The sequence below is a fragment of the Streptomyces spongiicola genome, from assembly GCF_003122365.1.
GTDB classification, from domain to species: Bacteria; Actinomycetota; Actinomycetes; order Streptomycetales; family Streptomycetaceae; genus Streptomyces; species Streptomyces spongiicola.
On sequence record NZ_CP029254.1, the window covers coordinates 5,734,884 to 5,749,298 of the forward strand.

Genomic DNA, 14,415 nt, shown 5'->3' on the forward strand with positions numbered 1-14,415 from the left:
ATCCTCTTGTCCCTGCACGCCCCGGAGTTCTTCGCCGAACTCCGCCTCCCCTTCCCCAGCGGCACCACCGTAGGCAGCACGTACTACGCCACTCCCATCGCGGGCGCACCCCTACGACTGCAGATCGGCTTCACGGACACGCAGTACAGGAACGCGTACGGCGGCCTGCGCCTGACCGTGACGCACATCGAACGGGGCACGATCGACGCGGTGGCGCTCAGCTTCGCCGAGCACGGCACTTTCCGCCGCCGTCAGGGGGCCTTGCACCAGCGCAACATGCCCCACACCTTCAACATCACGCTCGCCAGGCCGGGGCAACCCGCATGGGAAGGGGCCGACTTCACAAGGCTGCGCGATGCCATCGAGCAGTACACCGCCGTCTGGTTCCCCGGCGCGTGGACCGCGTCCGCGTCGAGCCGCACTGTGGGCAGGACCGCCCACAAGGTGCCTGCCCCGCCGCCCGCGCCTCCGGTCGCTGGCCGGACCCGATGAACTCCCACTACCTGATCAAGGAGCACCTCTTCCCGTGCACGCTCGTATCCTCCGTGGCGCCGTCCGATCCGCTGCCGTCGCCGCCGCGGTGACCGGCACCCTCACCTGGGCGCCGACCGCGACCGCCCAGTCGTCCGAGCCGACGCCCTCGACCTCCGCTGCCTCCACCGAGACACCAGCCCCGGATGCCGGCAGCATCGCGATCACCAAGAAGGACGCGGCCGGGGACGTCCTCCCCGGCGCCGAGTTCCTCCTGCTCGACTCCACCGGCAAGGAGACCAGACGCGGGAAGACCGACGCGCAGGGCAAGCTGACCTTCCCCGACCTCGCTCCTGGTGTGTACCGGCTGAAGGAAACGTCCTCCGGCAGCCCGCTCCACGAGGTCGTCGCCGACCAGGACGTCATCGTCACCCCAGGCGCGACCACACCGCTGACGATCACCGACCCGTTCAAGGCCGCCAAGGTCCTCCTCCAGGCCAAGGACGACAAGACCGGAAAGCTGCTGCCCGGCTCCACCGTGAACATCGGAACGGGCAGCGAGACCCTGCTCACCCTCACCACCGGGTCACAGGGCACAGCCACCGGAGAACTGCCCGTGACCAGCCGAAAGGCCGACTTCTGGGTGAAGCAGATCAAGGCCCCCGCCGGCTACGACCTCTACAAGCCGTCGAAGACGTTCACCGCAGGCCCCGGCGCCCCGGTCACCGTGACCGTCACCAACGCCAAGACCGCCACCACGCCGAAGCCTGACCCTTCGGTTGAGCCGACGTCCAAGCCCACCGGCACCCCGTCCACACCTGCGGACAGGCCGAGCGACAGCGGAACCGGGGGGACGAAGCCCTCCCCGACGGGAACCAGCACGCCTAACGCCATCTCCTCGCCCAGCGCAGCAGCCGGGCTCGACGACAACACGACGAAGACTTCGGCCGGCTCCCTCGCTCACACCGGCGCCGACGCCACCCCGTGGATTGCCGGCGGCGCGGGTCTCCTTGTCGTCGCAGGCGCCGTCGCCCTGGTCATCACCCGCCGTCGTACGCCGGCCGAGCCCGAGCCGGACGACAACCGCGAGACCAAATAACCGAAGACCCCACCATCAGCAGGCCCCCGGGACGCCGCCCCGGGGGCCTGCTCACGTCTACCGACGCCGGCCCACCCGGTCCACCTCCCCCACGACCGCCACACCGCCCAGCGGAGCCCCCACAGTCGGCCGAAGCCTGCCCACTGCGGAGGAGCTGGGGAGACGAGCGTGCCGCCGACGATCGCTTCGATGGTGTCGCGGCGGCGGGCACCCTCGATGGGCGTCAGCTGACGGCCTGAGACTCAGCGGACTTGCGTGAACTGCGAAACGCTAACTTCCGGTCTTGGGGCAAGCCCATGGGCCCAGAACTACGCCCACACAGGCTTGGGCAGTCGCTACGGTGGGGTACGCCAGCTCAGATGCGGAATCCGGTACAAGGGGGCGCGGTGCACATGCGTGCCGTGAGGGAGCCAGCGAGGCCAAGCGAAACCCATCAGGGGATCGAGTGGCTGTCCAACTTCGGTCCCAGGGACACTGACACGGCTCAGCAGTTGCTCGACAGCCTGCATATCGTGTCGGAGACGACGTTCAGGCAGGGGCTGCGGGAACATCTGGGGTCAGTCCTAGCTGGTGAAGCCAGCATGGAGAAACCGGCGGCGCTGTATGGCGTCCGCTCGTGCAAGCCGACGGACACGATGTTCATCAACAACGTGTCACCACAGGTTTCCGGTGGCGATGGCGGCGGTAGCGAGTTGATCGTCCAGAACATCATCCGCGATGTGCAGCGGAGCCTGGACACCTCCGTTGTGACGCGCAACGCCATGACGATTGATCTTCTTCGGGCGCGTCGTGCCCGGAGCCTATTGTTCGTTTCTGACTACGCCGGCTCCGGCGAGGAGTCTCTGGCGTACGCGCGGGCCTGGCTGCGTAATGCGACGGTCCGCAGCTGGCGCTCCCTGAAGTTGGTCCGGATGCACCTGGTCCTCTTCGCCGCAACAACCACCGGACTGCGGCGCATCCGTGCCAGTGGGCTGTACGACGGGGTGTCGGTGCTGCACCGCGGGATGGACTTTCCCTCGGCTCAGTGGCATACGGACGAGCTCTGGAGGATCAGGAAGCTGTGCGAAGACTACGCACGGCGGCCCGAAGACAGTGCAGGCTGGTCGGGCAGCGAGGGGCTGCTCGTGTTCGAGCACACCGTGCCGAACAATCTGCCATCCATCCTGCGCCAATCCCGGGGCCGGACTCGGCGTCCCGACGGGAAGTGGGCACCGTTCTTCGAGCACCGCACTGCGCCGCCGGGGCTCATGCGCGACCTCGTCGGATACCGGCCAGAGCGCAACGCAGAACTCGGGCTGCGTGGCATGGGGCGAGTCCAGCCGACAGGATCGGGCAAGCTACACGTGCGCTATCGCGGCGGCATCAGGGACCTTGTTGAGGTCCTTGGCCACATCGCGAAAGGCCATAGGCACCCCGAACAACTGGCGACCGATGTTTCGGTCTCAGTTCCGATGGCCAGAAACCTCGTCTTGCAGGCCCAGAAGCTGGGTTTGGTGGACTCTCAAACGCGGCTTACCGACGCAGGGTGGAAGGAGCTGCGGGCAGTCAAAGCGAAGCCCCGGGTCGTCGTAAGCCGCTTGCAGGGCAGTCAGGAGCCTTACTACCCTGGCACCTTGCGGGAGAGTCGGTGACGGCCTAGCGCAATCGACGAGGTCATCGTCGAGTCAACGATCTGCACTTGCAGGTCAGGCTGCGGTCGTGGGCCGCACGCTGTGGACAAGCTGTCGAACGCCTGGATGGTGCGAGGCGCACGGTCTCCTACGTGGCCTGGCGCGCGACTCGCACCACCCGCCGGGGGCGGGATACACCGAAGGTAGGCCACCCCATCGACTCTCCCGCACACTACCGGAGTCTCGGCCGCAGGAACGGCATCACTTCCTCAGTCATCGACGAGGCTTTGGAGCAGATGCAACGAGTCCGAAGTCAAGGACTCACACCTGTATTGACGCTGGGGCACCTGGCCCATCAGACAGGCGCGCCATACCTCTACCTACGGAAGATCGTCCAGAGGCGACAGGACCCATACACCGAGTTCTCCCGCCCCAAGCGTGAGCCCGGCAAATCTCGCACAATCGCTTCCCCTGCGCCCGTATTGATGGACGTACAACGCTGGCTCCTGGGCAACGTATTCAGCCGGATACCGACGCACGGGGCGAGCTACGCCTACCAGCAGGGACGCTCTGCCGTGCAGTGCGCGCAGCTTCACCTTGGTGCCTCGTGGTTACTGAAGTTCGATCTGCATGACTTCTTCCACTCCGTCGACGAGCGTGCAGTTCAATCGATCCTGCGGGCGGTCGGCTACAACAGTCTCGTCTCCTTCGAAATCGCCCGCGTCTGTACCCGCGTCCCGGGCGGAATCACCTGGCCGCACTTCAGGAGTGCATACCAGGCCATCCCCGGCTACAGTGCGCCGGTCCTGGGCTACCTCCCACAGGGAGGCCCCGTGAGTGGCGCCGTTGCCAATCTGGCCGCCCGCTCACTGGACGAGGCTCTCTCATCCGTCGCCGACCGGTACCGCATGACGTACACACGCTACGCGGACGACATGACCTTCTCTACCTTGAGAAGCCTCGACCGCTCCACGCTCACACGCTGCGTCTCCGAGATCTCGGCAACGGTGTCCGCCTCCCAGTTCCGGCTACACAGGAAGAAGACCCGCGTTGTGCCGCCGGGTGCCCGCAAGATCGTCTTGGGTCTCCTCGTGGACGGCGAGAGACTCCGACTGCCGCGGCACACGAGAAGGGGACTCGAAGATCACGTCCGCGGCGTCGCCAAGTTCGGGCTTGGGGCCCACGTCGAGCACGCTGGCTACAGCTCCCTACAAGGGTTCGTCAACCACATCGACGGGCTGCTTGCGTACGGGCATGGTGTGGACCCTGCGTGGTCGAAGCCACTGGCTGCCCAGTGGGAGCACCTGATGAACGCTGCGGGTCTTACGGCCCAGGAACGCCGCCTCTGGTGAGCAGAAGTCGGCCTTCCCCATCGTGCAGGCCATCTGCACGTCTTATGAGCGGGGGTGCTGCGAGATTTCTCGACAAGACGAACTGCGATCCATCAACGTTCAGTGAGATTCGCTAATGGTTGGTGCGACAGGACAGGGATCGGCTGTGACTCGTGATGTGTGAGTGCTGTGGACGATCGCGTATTTCCCCGGGGCTGAGTTCACGTAATTCCCCAGCCCCGGAGGTGGTGGAGGTTACTTGATCTTGGGGTCGGCTGGCTTGCTGGTGGGGTTCTTGGGTCGCTTGTTCGGACGGTAGCTGGGGCCGTTCATGATGACCTGGTGGCTGGTGTTGATGAGCCGGTCGAGGAGGGACTCGGCGACGACGGGGTTGGGGAAGAGGGGATACCAGTCGCTCGGCGCCCGGTTGCTGGTGATGATCAGGGACCGGCCCTGCCGCTCGGAGACGAGTTCGTAGAGGTCGTCGGCCTGGGTGGCGTTGAGCTGGCGCATCGCGAAGTCGTCGAGGATGAGCACGTCGGGACGTACCAGTTCGCGGATCCGTTTCTCCCACGTGCGGTCCGCGTGTCCGCCAGCGAGGTCCGCGAGGACGCGGCTGGTCTTGGCGAAGCGGACGTGGGCGCCCTGGCGGACAGCGAGGTGCCCGAGGGCCTGGGCGACGTGCGTCTTTCCGACGCCGACCGGGCCGAACAGAATTACGGACTCGCCGGCGTGAAGCCAGCGTAGGGCTCCCAGGTCGCGGATCTGGGCGGCGGGCAGTTTGGAGGAGGCGTTGAAGTCGAACTCCTCCAGGGTGACCTGCTGCTCGAACTTGGCCCGTTGCAGGCGCCGTTGAAAGGCGACGGTCTCGCGGCGGGTGATCTCGTCCTGGCAGAGGACCTGGAGGAAGTCCAGGTGGCCGAGCTCGCCGCCGTGGGCCTGGGCGAGGCGGGCGTCGAGCGTCTCCAGCATGCCGGACAGTCGCAGGGTCTTCAGCGACTCGCGCAGGGCGGCGTCCATCACGGTCATCAGGCTTCCACCTCGGCTTCGTCGCGGTCCTGGTCGTCATGGGTGTCATCCGCTGGGCCGGGGGTCGTGACGGTGGCGAAGAGCCCGGCCGGTCCGTGGAGGAAGGCCGCGGCTCCGGCATCGCCGCTGGTCTCGGGCTCGGGGTCGGTCTCGGTGCCGGCGATGAGGATGCCCTTGATGGTGCGGTAGGACGGGTCGCCGACCGCGATGGCCCTGGCGCAGGCGGCTTCCAGCCGCGTCTCGCCGTACTTCTTCCGCAGCCCGAGGACCCCCTGGGCGGCGCGGAGCCGGTAGAGCGCGTTGACCTCCAGCAGCTGGTCGATGACCTCGCGGCAGGCGTCGCCGATGGTGCTGGCCTGGGTGCGGCACCAGACCGGCGTGCGCATCTGGAAGGCGATCTTCTCGGGTGGGTAGTCGTGGCGGTCGGTTCGTTTGCCCTGGTCAAGAGCCGCGTGTGTCTTGACCAGTTCGCCGTCGTGGAAGACCTGCACCATCGTGGCAGTGGTGCGGACGTCGACCCTGCGGCCGATCAGCTTCCAGGGCACCGAGTAGAGGGTGCGGCCGACCTTGATGTGGATGTCCGGGCCGACCGTCGCGGTCGACCAGCGGGCCAGCACGAACGGCGTCTGCGGCAGGGGCAGCAGCTCGGGTGCCTCGACGGCCTCGAATACCGCCATCGGGGCGGCCCCGGACAGCGGCCTGCAGGGCCGCTGGCCTGCGACCTGCCGGCTCCAGGTGACGGCCTCGGCCTGCATGTGCTCGATGGAGGTGAACTCCCGTCCCCGCCAGAACGAGTCGCGGACATAGGGCATGGGTCGCTCGACCCTGGGTTTGTCCTTCGGCTTCGCCGCCCGGGCCGGGTCCACCAACGCGCCGTAGTGGGCTGCGAGTTCGGCATACGCCTTGTTGATCTTCGGGTCGTAGAGATCGGGCTTGTCGACGCCGGTCTTGAGGTTGTCAGGGACCAGCCGGCGCGGGACGCCGTCGAAGAAGCGGAAGGCCGCGACGTGCGCTTCGGTCCAGGCGTGCTGGTCCAGGTGCAGGACCGGCCGGACGAACATGTGGCGCGAGCAGGGCAGCACCATCACGAATGCCCAGACCCGGTGCCGCTTGCCGGTGCGCGGGTTGATCCACTGGCCAAGGAAGCCGTAGTCGATCTGGGCCTCCGAGCCGGGCTCGATCTCGTCGCGCAACACGGTGACCTGCGATCTCGCCACCTCGTCGGGCAGCGTGGCGTGCACCCAGCGACGGAACGAGGAGATCGACACCTGGAGTTTGTGCTCGTCCCGCAGCCGCTGGTGGATCGTGGAGACGGTGACCGTCCCCAGCAGGTTCTTGATGTAGTCGCGGTGCTTGTCGATCTCCGGCCACGTGACCTGCCGAAGCCGCTTGTCGATCAGCCCCGGGAACCACTCCTTGATCAGCTTGGCCCAGTCGGCCTCGCTCATCGGCGGCCCGCCCGGGGTGATCCCGGATGCCTCCGCCGGGGCCAGGTACTTCCTGACCGTCTTGCGGTCCACCCCCAATGACGCGGCCAGCTCGCTCTTCGAGCGACCCGCGTACCAGTGGACGTAGATCTCGGTGATGTCGACCACGACGAACGTTCTCCTCGCCATCCGGGCCGCCTATCGGCCTGCCGAACCGCGGAACGAGGTACACGGGCGCCTCCGCGACGACCAGGTCCCTCGATCCCGGCCTCCGCGCTACCCATGGCCAATCAGGAGAATTCGTGATGGGGAATTACATGACGCTCAAACCGCCCAAGATGGGGAAAAACTTGATCGTCGACAAGTGCTTCTCAGCGAAGGTTGGAAACGGCGCGGACCGGCCTGCGAAGTAGTAGATCCACCACGCTCGAGCCAGTGGTCGACCCAGGCGGGCACGGAGAGGGCAAGCTGCTGCTGGGCGGCGTGGATCGCAGGGCGGTGCTCCTGGATCCATTTCAAGCGGTCGCCGCGGCGCTGGATGGCGCGAACCTCCAGCACTCCGGGCCGCTCGGCTAGGCCGGCAGCGACGGTGGTGCACTGGTCGCTGTAGCCGGGCGGCAGATGGCAGGCGCAGTGTTCGTCCACGGAGGCGAGGGGCAGGCCCCAGCCGGGTGCCGCGAGCAGCGCCATCAGCCGCCGGTGGCTGGTGGCGCCGGAGCCTTCCGCGAACGTGGGGTCGATGATCCAGCGTTCGCCACCGCCGCGTTCGTGGTGGCCAAGCCAGCCGGTCACGGCCAGCGGTGCCCCGAGGGTGCGGATAAGGCCGACCCGGCGCAGCAGCCCGCTGGTCAGCCAGGCCGATGCCGCGGTGCTGCGGCGGCTCGGCCGCCGGTAGGGACGCTCGGCCGGGTGCCACCGGGCCGGCAGGTCGCGGTGGCACGGCGTCATGCCGTAGGCGCCCATCTGCTGGTCCTGGACGTCGACCGCGCGCAGCCACTCGTCGGGGTCCAGACCCAGCAGGGTGACGGAGGCGGACGTGTCCAGCACGCGGAGCATCACCTGCCCGCGCTCGACGTGGGTACGTGCCCCGGGCACCCCCTTGATGTCGCCGTACTCGTCGGCGCGCGGCAGCAGCGCCTCGGCCAGGTCCAGGGCCTGGGTCTCGTCCGGGTCGCGCCGGTCGACCGGGTCGGCCTCGAATCGGATCAGGAGGCGGTCGGAGCGCGGGTCCACGTATTCGATACCCCAGGGGTGCAGAGTGGTGATCCGACGCCATGCCAGTGCGGCCATCACCCGAGCCTCCAGGAGCAGTTGGTCGACGTCAGGCTGCGGGATCAGCAAGGATCCAGGCGCGGCGGCCTCGACCCGGCGCAGGGCGGACTGCCAGGGCAACCCGGTGTACAGACGCAGCAGTTCGGCGCGACGTTCGACGGCGGTTGTCTTCATGACTCGGAGTCCCTCAACACCGCGGAGCCGTCCCGACACAGCGCGCGGCGGAGAGCCACGAGGAACATGCGGACCGTGCAGCGGTGCCGGCCGAGTTGGCTTCTCCACGGCGTGCTCGATGTCGGGTCGAGCACAGGGCAGGGACCCCGCCGGGCCCACCGCTCTGGATTTGACCACAGCGACCGGGGGCCCCTGGTCGCCGGGGTGACGCGCCGCCGCGTCACCCGAACGTTCGCAGGGGGGTTGATCGAAACATCGAGGGGATCCTGTCTGCAGGCGGAACGCGCGGCCACCTCTGGTGCTCAAAGTGGCCAACTGGGCGCGGCTCAGTCACATCGCCACGGGCTAGGCGCGGATCGGGGGCAGGTCGTAGCGGCTGACGGCCAGGTACGTCTCCGGGGTCGCCGCTTCGAGAAGACCCTCGTTGCCCTCCAGGTCGAGCTCCGGCTCCTGGGGACGGCGCAGCAGGTCGCTCCAGTCGCTCGTCGCACCCCGCTCGTAGGCGTCACGGAGAAGGGGGCGCAGCCGGGGGCGGGCTTCCTCCTGCTGCTCGCGGAAGATCCGCCGCTGGGTGAGTCGCTGTTCTTCCTGAGCATCCTCGCTGAGCCCCTGGTCGACCGCCAGCTGGTCCTCGGCGCGCAGCCCCGGGGTGCGCCGGGCGATGGCGAGATCTTCCTCGTGGAGGCGCTCGCAGGCGGCGAACAGCTTCCGGGACATGCCTAGGTGGACCTCGGTTCCGGGGATTCGACAGGTGAGGAAGTCGTCGAGCCCCAGGGTGCGGATGCCCGCGCGCAGGGTGTGCTGCTCGACGTGGGGCGCTGCTCCGCGGGCGTCAGCCCGCAAGGCGAGGGTAAGGTCGTCGTCCTCCAGAGGGGTGGTCAGCCCGGAGCGCCGGTGTCGGGAAGCGCGGTCGGCCAGCACCGGCACCGTGCGCAGATGAGAGGCGGGAGCCGAGCGCAGCGCCAGGTAGGCGAGCATCTGGGCGCGGGCCGCGCCGATGAGCGCGTCGTCGCTATCGCCGAGGTGGTCTTCGAGGTTGCCCGGGCTCGCCGCTGCCTCGTCATCGGTGCCGGATCCGTCCGGGTGGAGCGGCGGCTGGCCGGGGTGCAGGTCGTGGTCGATGGTGAGGAAGAGGTCGTCTCCGGGCCGCACGGACGCTCCGACCAGGACGGTGCGGTGCGCGTACGAGCCGAGTATCTTGCTGCCAGCCTCCAGTTGCGCCCACCCCTTGCGGAGCGTGCCAACGCCGACGTTGCCGCCCTTGGCCTCGATCAGCCAGTACATCTCCTCCGCCTCGTGCCGTCCCCACAGGTCGGGCAGCTTCTTCTTCGGGTCCTTGAAGGTTTCGCTCAGGGCGGGGATGGGGCCGCCGAGTTCGAGATGTTCGGTCTGCCCGAGGCCCAGCAGCGAACGGCAGGCCCACTCGGTCATCGTCATGCCCAGCCGGTAGGCGGCGGCGTTCTTCGCCGTGCGCTCAGTCCCGTGCGCGTAGACCGGGTTCAGGGTCAGGCGCCGGCCCTTGGCGCCTGGTACGGGGTGCCGCGGCTTAACGGTGTGAGCGCCGAGGTAGGCGTACAGCGGGGAAACCCGGGCGACGAGTTCCCCGTGCGCGTACTGCGGCTGGTTCTGCAGGTGCGGGGTGATATCGCGGCCGACCTCGGTGGCGGCCTTGATGATCTCGCGCCACGTGGTGGTCGGGGCGTACCAGCCGTCCGCTGCCGGAAACCCGTCCGATCCGGTCCACGCCTTGTGCTTGTTGGTCCGCCACTGCCTCTTGGGCTTGTCCGCGGGTCCGTTACGGAACAGGACCGGTATGTCAAAGCTGTCGGCGTAGGTGAGCGGTGGCTCGTCGGGGACGTGTGCGGGGATCATGGGGTTCATGGGGATTACCCTGGCACGGGCCTGGGCCCTCCCGAGGGCCGGGCGGTGGGCTGCCGATCTACATGGCTGTTGTTGGCCTGCCACCCGTCTCCTGGTGTTGTACCGCTCACGGCCGGTCGGGCCAGAAGATCGACAAGGGCAGTCGGATGGAGGGCAGCTGTACCGCCTCGATCGGTCCGAGAACGGCTGCCGCGGCGCGAAGGGCTTCGTTGTAGGAGCCGGAGCCAAGGACTTCGGCGGAACAGGCAGGACAGTCTCCGGGGCGTCGGGCGTGACCAGCACCGCTATCCCTGGAGCCTCGGACGTGCGCGAAGGCGTCGTCTGGGAAGTCGGCCCGCACGGCATGCCAGATCCCGACGCGTTCGTCGTCGGGTAGCCCGGCCGCTACCGCCGGCCGCATCGGCGGCAGCAGGCGTTCGTGGTCCTGGACGAGGAACACTCGGTCAGTGAAGTCGACGCTGTCCACCTCGGGGCGCTCCTGCTCGAGCCACGCCCGGGCCTCCTCTCGGGTGCCCGGTCCCCACAGGTATTCCATGGGGAACCGTGTGGTCTCGTAGCGGGTGTCGAACTCCGCCCAGTGAGCGTCATTCCAGCGACTGCCCGGGATGAAGGGGATGGCCCGTACCACGACGTGCTGGTACTCGTCGCTCTCCTGATCTTCCGTGGGGTCGGGGGCGGTGAGCGCGTCGGCGGGCTCCATCCGCGCCCGCCCGGAACCGTTCCAGCTCAGTACGGCGATCTCCCGGTGGAGAGGTGCCGGGTACAGGCGCCCGTCGGAAGTGGCCTGCCCCCACAACTGGTTGATCAGCTCCGCCAGATCCCGGACCGTCCGGGCCGCACCGACGGGGGTATCGACATGGTGGCCGGAGGGATGGGCAACGTAGTTACGCAGCTTGGCCAGTGCGTCTTCGACCGCGCGGCTGCGCCGCCCGCGGAGCAGACCCGCCGTGCGCGCCCACAGGCGGAGCCCGTGAAGCATCCCGTTGAACTCGATGGCGTGGGTGGCGACGACCAGCTTCGCACGTTGCCGCGTCATCCTGTCCGAGCGCTTCTTGACGTCGTCGTACGACGTGACGGTGTAGGAGACGTCCGGGGCCTGGGGGAGACGGAAGGTGATGGTGCCGGCGCACCACTCCATGAAGCGGTCGCGCAACGCCTGCTCGTAGATGAGGAGCGCCTGGTCGCCGACCATGGTGTACACGTCGTAGCACAGCACGCCGTAGGCGAAGACGGTGCGCAGCCGCTCGAAGGAATCGCGTGTTCCTGCCGCGACACCCTCCGCAAGGTCGCAGTCGGCGATCTGCCGCTGCTGGAACTCCGCAGCGTTTTCGGGCCTCATACGGCCGCCGAGTCCCCAGGGGTTGAACGCCAGCGACAGATCGTCCGCGGCACGCAACTCCTCAAGCGGCCGGATCTCCATGTACTCCTCCTCATGATGGGAAACGGGCCAGCATGCACCTCTGGGCCCCTGGTTGGCCACCCCTTTCCTTCAGGTGACTTCGTGAGATCGACGCGAAAAGGGAGCGGAAGGCAACAGTTCGCCGGCGGCAGACAGGAAAGCGCGCGGAAAGACTGGCCAACGCGGGCGAGACCATGTCAACGTAGACGACCTTGCAAGAAACCCCAGGTCAAAGAGGTGATTGCCCGTGGCCATGGCTCCCGTTGGACCCGGTTTCTCCACCACCATCGAAGCCCTGCGGCTACGCGAGTGGAAGCTCGGTCCTGGCCAGCCCACGCTCGTCATGGACCAGTTCTCTGCGGAGGACTTCAACCTCATCGTGGACGACCGTGCGGACGTGCACGTCAGCAGTAAGGACGGCCGGTTCTACCTCGGCTGGTTCCCGCTCGGTCGCCCTGGCACCGACGGCGAAGGATGGAAGATCGCCGTCAGCGGCACAGCCAAGGTGCGCGGCTACCACCTGTCCTTCGACACCGAGACGCCGGCCGACATCGTCGCCGCTGCAGTGGCACGCGTGCTGGAGACCTCACGGCGGGTGTGACACCGCAGGGGTCGGCCGAAGACCTCACCCGAGGCCGGCCACCCGACTCCCGATGGCAGGCCCGTACCACCGCTCACCGTTTTCCCCACACAAGGAGGCTGTTCGTGACGCATCCCGAGATGACCGTTGACGAGCTCATCGACCTGCTGTCCGCCTGTGACCGGAGCGCTCCGGTCCGACAGGCCATGAACCCGTTCTTCCCCATGGCCCATCGCCTCGCGCAGGTCGTGCAGTCCGTGGACGAGACCGGCCGGACCGTTGTCTACCTGGCAGAAGGGCGGGACGAGGACACACAGCTCGGCCATCTGCCGCCCGAGGTCGCCGTCGCCCTGGCCTGGCAGGGCGCCGTCCAGGCACCACCGCGCCGCCCCCGACGAACCGCCGGCGGCAAGTAGAACCGCACCGAGCCTTTGGAGGCGCCCCTGTACCCCGACTTCCCGCTCGAACCGTCCACCCCGCCCGGCGGCCATCCCGCGTTCTGGGTCGGTCCCCGGCACCTGGCCGGTGACGACAAGCGCCTCTACGACACCGTCGCCGATACGCTCGCCGGCCTGGGCTGGACGAGCCTGACGATCGTCCGCGGTCGCCACGAGCCCGACGAAGCGGATGAGGACCGCCAGGTCCTGCGCAGCACCGTCCTGCACATCAGCCCCGACACCCTCCGGTGGGCCCAGTGGAGCCTGGCTGACGAGCCGTTCCACCTGGGGGATCTGCCGATCGCCTGGCAGATCTCCGCCCGCGCGGACACAAGCAGCCCGCTCGCTCAGTGGTCGGCCTACTTCACCCTCGACGTCCCCGGCGAGTCCGCGGCCGACTTCCTCGTCGCCCTCGATGCCCGCGACCAGCCCGCCGAGCCGATCGCCGGCCCCGAGCTGGTCCTCGACGCCGTCGCCGCACACGGCTGGCTCCGCGACATCGACCAGCCCCAGGCGGCGGCGACGGACCCGACGTTCACCTCGCACATCAGCCTCGGCGAGGTGCCGCCCCTCATCCAGGACGCCGACCCGCGCGCCCTGAACACCGAGGCCGACGAAGTGGGACCGGCTGGGTGGCAGGCGTGGGCCGAGCCCGCGCTCGGCGCACCGTGCCTGTGGGCGGTGTCCTTCGGCGCCAGCGTCCCGCATGATCTCGTCGCGACCTTCGCCGCCTCCCTCAGCTCGACCGCGCCGGTCCTGCGCCGGGTGCTGCCCGAGGCCACCCAGGAGCGGCTCCTGCGCGCGCCGGCCATCTAGCGCTCTGCGGCCCCTTGCCCCCGACGTACACCAGCCCGGCCTCCCGAATGGAGGCCGGGCTTCTTGCTTCTCGGGTAGGGAACGCTTGTACGCGCCACGCGCTGCTGCCCCCGACCGGGACGGTCGGGGGCAGCAGCATGTCCAGGCCGGTCAGCCGACTCTTTCCGCCTTGGCGAGAGCCTTCTCAAGGTGACGGTCTACGAGGGCCGGGGAGCCCGAGACGATCAGCAGCAGACTGCCGTCGCGGATCGCGGTCTGCTTCACCACGGTGCTTTGCCCTCCAGCGGAGAACGTCAGGAGTTGACTCCACTGCTCGTCCCCGAGCTGGTGGGGGGCGGGCAGCTTCTGCGAGGCCATGTCGATCGCAGTGCCGCCCGCGACGACCTGATAGGTGGGGCAGCCGGTCATGGCGTCGAAGATCCGGCCGATGCCGTAGGACAGCTTGTTCGCGCTGTCGCTGTACAGCTCCTCGGTGACCTGCGAGTTGCTGCCTCCGGTGTAGGTGAAGGTGGCCTTCGCCTTGTGCGGGAAGGTGAGCGAGCCGCCGGTTGCCGCATCGCCGCCCAGCTCGCTCAGAGCCGTACAGCCAACAACGGTTACGTCGTCGCGCCGTGACGGACGCTCCGGCTGGCGCAGGTAGCCGCTGCCGAGGTCGCTCTCGTCGAGCAGGCGCGTCTTCAGCGCGGCCGAGGACAGCGGGGCGGCGTCCTGGTCGGCGCCGGCTGACTTTACGACCTGGGCGGAGGAAGCGGCGTCGGGCTTGGCCCCGGCGGTGCCGGTGGAGCAGGCCGGTAGGGCGAGCAGGGTGACGGCGGTGAGGCCGACGGCGGTGGTGGCGACGCGAACGCGCATGAGGAACTGACCCCTTGGTGCTAGGCGACGGGTGGTC

General features: G+C 68.4%; 13 protein-coding genes. 7 read left to right on the forward strand and 6 right to left on the reverse strand.

Annotation, left to right across the window (positions count from 1 at the left end):
• Positions 1 to 6: 6 nt before the first annotated feature.
• The 4 genes from DDQ41_RS25060 to DDQ41_RS25075 all read left to right on the forward strand — a co-directional run bounded on the left by DDQ41_RS25060 (position 7) and on the right by DDQ41_RS25075 (position 4,532).
• Positions 7 to 492, forward strand: a complete 486-nt coding sequence (locus tag DDQ41_RS25060) for a hypothetical protein (RefSeq protein WP_109296496.1) — start codon at positions 7 to 9, stop codon at positions 490 to 492.
• Positions 493 to 526: 34 nt separating this feature from the next.
• A complete protein-coding gene (locus DDQ41_RS25065; protein WP_109296497.1) occupies positions 527 to 1,570 on the forward strand; it encodes a SpaA isopeptide-forming pilin-related protein in 1,044 nt (347 codons plus the stop codon).
• A 392-nt stretch (positions 1,571 to 1,962) separates the two neighbouring features.
• On the forward strand, positions 1,963 to 3,201 hold the full coding sequence (locus tag DDQ41_RS25070; RefSeq protein WP_449451406.1) for a phosphoribosyltransferase-like protein: 1,239 nt from the start codon (positions 1,963 to 1,965) through the stop codon (positions 3,199 to 3,201).
• Positions 3,202 to 3,476: 275 nt separating this feature from the next.
• On the forward strand, positions 3,477 to 4,532 hold the full coding sequence (locus DDQ41_RS25075; RefSeq protein ID WP_262508683.1) for a reverse transcriptase family protein: 1,056 nt from the start codon (positions 3,477 to 3,479) through the stop codon (positions 4,530 to 4,532).
• 234 nt (positions 4,533 to 4,766) lie between these two features.
• On the opposite strand, the gene istB is transcribed toward DDQ41_RS25075, so the two are convergent.
• The 5 genes from istB to DDQ41_RS25100 form a co-directional block, all read right to left on the reverse strand.
• On the reverse strand, positions 4,767 to 5,540 hold the full coding sequence (gene istB / locus DDQ41_RS25080) for an IS21-like element helper ATPase IstB (RefSeq protein WP_109296500.1): 774 nt from the start codon (positions 5,538 to 5,540) through the stop codon (positions 4,767 to 4,769).
• On the reverse strand, positions 5,540 to 7,135 hold the full coding sequence (gene istA, locus DDQ41_RS25085; RefSeq protein WP_109296501.1) for an IS21 family transposase: 1,596 nt from the start codon (positions 7,133 to 7,135) through the stop codon (positions 5,540 to 5,542). The genes istB and istA overlap by 1 nt, the downstream gene beginning before the upstream one ends.
• Before the next feature lie 156 nt (positions 7,136 to 7,291).
• The gene (locus DDQ41_RS25090; protein ID WP_109296502.1) at positions 7,292 to 8,413 is read right to left on the reverse strand and encodes a hypothetical protein; all 1,122 of its coding nucleotides are present in this window, start codon (positions 8,411 to 8,413) and stop codon (positions 7,292 to 7,294) included.
• A gap of 345 nt (positions 8,414 to 8,758) precedes the next feature.
• Positions 8,759 to 10,294: a gamma-glutamyltransferase gene (locus DDQ41_RS25095; RefSeq protein ID WP_109296503.1), complete on the reverse strand. Its 1,536-nt coding sequence runs from the start codon at positions 10,292 to 10,294 to the stop codon at positions 8,759 to 8,761.
• A 106-nt stretch (positions 10,295 to 10,400) separates the two neighbouring features.
• The gene (locus DDQ41_RS25100; protein ID WP_109296504.1) at positions 10,401 to 11,714 is read right to left on the reverse strand and encodes a hypothetical protein; all 1,314 of its coding nucleotides are present in this window, start codon (positions 11,712 to 11,714) and stop codon (positions 10,401 to 10,403) included.
• A gap of 232 nt (positions 11,715 to 11,946) precedes the next feature.
• Here DDQ41_RS25100 and DDQ41_RS25105 point away from each other — a divergent pair, with 232 nt between their 5' ends.
• The 3 genes from DDQ41_RS25105 (at position 11,947) to DDQ41_RS25115 (ending at position 13,526) form a co-directional block, all read left to right on the forward strand.
• Positions 11,947 to 12,294, forward strand: a complete 348-nt coding sequence (locus DDQ41_RS25105) for a DUF317 domain-containing protein (RefSeq protein ID WP_162602730.1) — start codon at positions 11,947 to 11,949, stop codon at positions 12,292 to 12,294.
• A 104-nt stretch (positions 12,295 to 12,398) separates the two neighbouring features.
• The gene (locus tag DDQ41_RS25110; protein ID WP_109296506.1) at positions 12,399 to 12,689 is read left to right on the forward strand and encodes a hypothetical protein; all 291 of its coding nucleotides are present in this window, start codon (positions 12,399 to 12,401) and stop codon (positions 12,687 to 12,689) included.
• Positions 12,690 to 12,704: 15 nt separating this feature from the next.
• Complete coding sequence (locus DDQ41_RS25115; protein WP_109296507.1) at positions 12,705 to 13,526, forward strand: DUF317 domain-containing protein; 822 nt, start codon at positions 12,705 to 12,707, stop codon at positions 13,524 to 13,526.
• A 150-nt stretch (positions 13,527 to 13,676) separates the two neighbouring features.
• On the opposite strand, the gene DDQ41_RS25120 is transcribed toward DDQ41_RS25115, so the two are convergent.
• Entirely contained in the window at positions 13,677 to 14,378 is a 702-nt protein-coding gene (locus tag DDQ41_RS25120; protein WP_109296508.1) for a hypothetical protein, read from the reverse strand.
• Positions 14,379 to 14,415: the final 37 nt, after the last annotated feature.

What these genes read in the sequence shown, in the direction of transcription:
- DDQ41_RS25070 (WP_449451406.1), top strand. Translation starts at nt 1,963, where the DNA reads ATGCGTGCCGTGAGGGAGCCAGCGAGGCCAAGCGAAACCCATCAGGGG.
- DDQ41_RS25075 (WP_262508683.1), top strand. Translation starts at nt 3,477, where the DNA reads ATGCAACGAGTCCGAAGTCAAGGACTCACACCTGTATTGACGCTGGGG.
- istB (WP_109296500.1), bottom strand. Translation starts at nt 5,540, where the DNA reads ATGACCGTGATGGACGCCGCCCTGCGCGAGTCGCTGAAGACCCTGCGA.
- DDQ41_RS25090 (WP_109296502.1), bottom strand. Translation starts at nt 8,413, where the DNA reads ATGAAGACAACCGCCGTCGAACGTCGCGCCGAACTGCTGCGTCTGTAC.
- DDQ41_RS25095 (WP_109296503.1), bottom strand. Translation starts at nt 10,294, where the DNA reads ATGAACCCCATGATCCCCGCACACGTCCCCGACGAGCCACCGCTCACC.
- DDQ41_RS25100 (WP_109296504.1), bottom strand. Translation starts at nt 11,714, where the DNA reads ATGGAGATCCGGCCGCTTGAGGAGTTGCGTGCCGCGGACGATCTGTCG.
- DDQ41_RS25105 (WP_162602730.1), top strand. Translation starts at nt 11,947, where the DNA reads ATGGCTCCCGTTGGACCCGGTTTCTCCACCACCATCGAAGCCCTGCGG.
- DDQ41_RS25120 (WP_109296508.1), bottom strand. Translation starts at nt 14,378, where the DNA reads ATGCGCGTTCGCGTCGCCACCACCGCCGTCGGCCTCACCGCCGTCACC.